Below are 2988 nucleotides of genomic sequence, written 5' to 3' on the forward strand. Positions count from 1 at the left end.
ATCAACTCGAAACTCCTTCGGGTTGTATGGTTAAGTGACTAAGCGTACACGGTGGATGCCTTGGCAGTCAGAGGCGATGAAGGACGTATTAACTTGCGATAAGCCCAGATTAGGTAGTAAAAACCATTTGAGTCTGGGATTTCCGAATGGGGAAACCCAATACCATAAGGTATTACTGTTGAGTGAATACATAGCTCAACAGGGCGAACCGGGGGAACTGAAACATCTAAGTACCCCGAGGAAAAGAAATCAACCGAGATTCCGAAAGTAGCGGCGAGCGAAATTGGACTAGCCCTTAAGCTTTACACGCGTTAGACGAACAGCCTGGAAAGGCCGACGATACAGGGTGATAGTCCCGTAGTTGACGACGTGTGTTCAGTGAAATCGAGTAGGGCGGGACACGTGATATCCTGTCTGAATATGGGGGGACCATCCTCCAAGGCTAAATACTACTGACTGACCGATAGTGAACCAGTACCGTGAGGGAAAGGCGAAAAGAACCCCTGTGAGGGGAGTGAAATAGAACCTGAAACCGTGTACGTACAAGCAGTAGGAGCAGGCTTTGTCCTGTGACTGCGTACCTTTTGTATAATGGGTCAGCGACTTATATTCAGTGGCAAGGTTAACCATCTAGGGGAGCCGTAGGGAAACCGAGTCTTAACTGGGCGTTCAGTCTCTGGATATAGACCCGAAACCAGGTGATCTAGCCATGGGCAGGTTGAAGGTTGAGTAACATCAACTGGAGGACCGAACCGACTAATGTTGAAAAATTAGCGGATGACTTGTGGCTAGGGGTGAAAGGCCAATCAAACCTGGAGATAGCTGGTTCTCCCCGAAAGCTATTTAGGTAGCGCCTCGGACGAATACTACTGGGGGTAGAGCACTGTTAAGGCTAGGGGGTCATCCCGACTTACCAACCCTTTGCAAACTCCGAATACCAGTAAGTACTATCCGGGAGACACACGGCGGGTGCTAACGTCCGTCGTGGAGAGGGAAACAACCCAGACCGCCAGCTAAGGTCCCAAATTACTACTAAGTGGGAAACGATGTGGGAAGGCTCAGACAGCCAGGATGTTGGCTTAGAAGCAGCCATCATTTAAAGAAAGCGTAATAGCTCACTGGTCGAGTCGGCCTGCGCGGAAGATGTAACGGGGCTAAGTAGTAAACCGAAGCTGCGGCAATATACTTTTGTATATTGGGTAGGGGAGCGTTCTGTAAGCGGTTGAAGGTGTGTGGTAACGCATGCTGGACGTATCAGAAGTGCGAATGCTGACATGAGTAACGATAAAGGGGGTGAAAAACCTCCTCGCCGGAAGACCAAGGGTTCCTGTCCAACGTTAATCGGGGCAGGGTAAGTCGACCCCTAAGGCGAGGCCGAAAGGCGTAGTCGATGGGAAACGGGTTAATATTCCCGTACTTCTTACAATTGCGATGGGGGGACGGAGAAGGCTAGGTGGGCCTGGCGACGGTTGTCCAGGTTCAAGTGCGTAGGCTGAGAAATTAGGTAAATCCGGTTTCTCTTAAGGCTGAGACACGACGTCGAGCATCTACGGATGTGAAGTCATTGATGCCATGCTTCCAGGAAAAGCCTCTAAGCTTCAGATTGTAAGGAATCGTACCCCAAACCGACACAGGTGGTCGGGTAGAGAATACCAAGGCGCTTGAGAGAACTCGGGTGAAGGAACTAGGCAAAATGGTACCGTAACTTCGGGAGAAGGTACGCTCTCGACGGTGAAGTCCCTCGCGGATGGAGCTATTGAGAGTCGCAGATACCAGGTGGCTGCAACTGTTTATTAAAAACACAGCACTGTGCAAAATCGCAAGATGACGTATACGGTGTGACGCCTGCCCGGTGCCGGAAGGTTAATTGATGGGGTTAGACTTCGGTCGAAGCTCTTGATCGAAGCCCCGGTAAACGGCGGCCGTAACTATAACGGTCCTAAGGTAGCGAAATTCCTTGTCGGGTAAGTTCCGACCTGCACGAATGGCGTAATGATGGCCACGCTGTCTCCACCCGAGACTCAGTGAAATTGAAATCGCTGTGAAGATGCAGTGTACCCGCGGCTAGACGGAAAGACCCCGTGAACCTTTACTACAGCTTGGCACTGAACATTGACCCTACATGTGTAGGATAGGTGGGAGGCTTTGAAGCGCAGTCGCTAGATTGCGTGGAGCCGTCCTTGAAATACCACCCTTGTAGTGTTGATGTTCTAACGTCGACCCCTTATCGGGGTTGCGGACAGTGCCTGGTGGGTAGTTTGACTGGGGCGGTCTCCTCCCAAAGCGTAACGGAGGAGCACGAAGGTGGGCTAATCACGGTTGGACATCGTGAGGTTAGTGCAATGGCATAAGCCCGCTTGACTGCGAGAATGACAATTCGAGCAGGTGCGAAAGCAGGTCATAGTGATCCGGTGGTTCTGAATGGAAGGGCCATCGCTCAACGGATAAAAGGTACTCCGGGGATAACAGGCTGATACCGCCCAAGAGTTCATATCGACGGCGGTGTTTGGCACCTCGATGTCGGCTCATCACATCCTGGGGCTGAAGTCGGTCCCAAGGGTATGGCTGTTCGCCATTTAAAGTGGTACGCGAGCTGGGTTTAGAACGTCGTGAGACAGTTCGGTCCCTATCTGCCGTGGGCGTTGGAGAATTGAAAGGGGCTGCTCCTAGTACGAGAGGACCGGAGTGGACGAACCTCTGGTGTTCGGGTTGTGTCGCCAGACGCATTGCCCGGTAGCTAAGTTCGGGATCGATAACCGCTGAAAGCATCTAAGCGGGAAGCGAGCCTTGAGATGAGTTCTCCCTGATACTTTAAGTATCCTAAAGGGTTGTCGTAGACTACGACGTTGATAGGCAGGGTGTGTAAGCGTTGTGAGGCGTTGAGCTAACCTGTACTAATTGCCCGTGAGGCTTAACCATACAACACCCAAGGGGTTTTGATGGACTCAATGAAAGAACATTGAATGTGTAAGAACGAGAATTAAAAAA

The 2988-nt window shown here is 51.2% G+C and carries 1 rRNA gene; it reads left to right on the forward strand.

Features of this window, described 5'->3' with window-relative positions:
• The first annotated feature begins 28 nt into the window (after window positions 1–28).
• Window positions 29–2919, forward strand: a 23S ribosomal RNA gene (locus R7Q46_RS24560).
• Window positions 2920–2988 lie beyond the last annotated feature (69 nt).

The organism is Vibrio sp. 811, assembly GCF_033339195.1.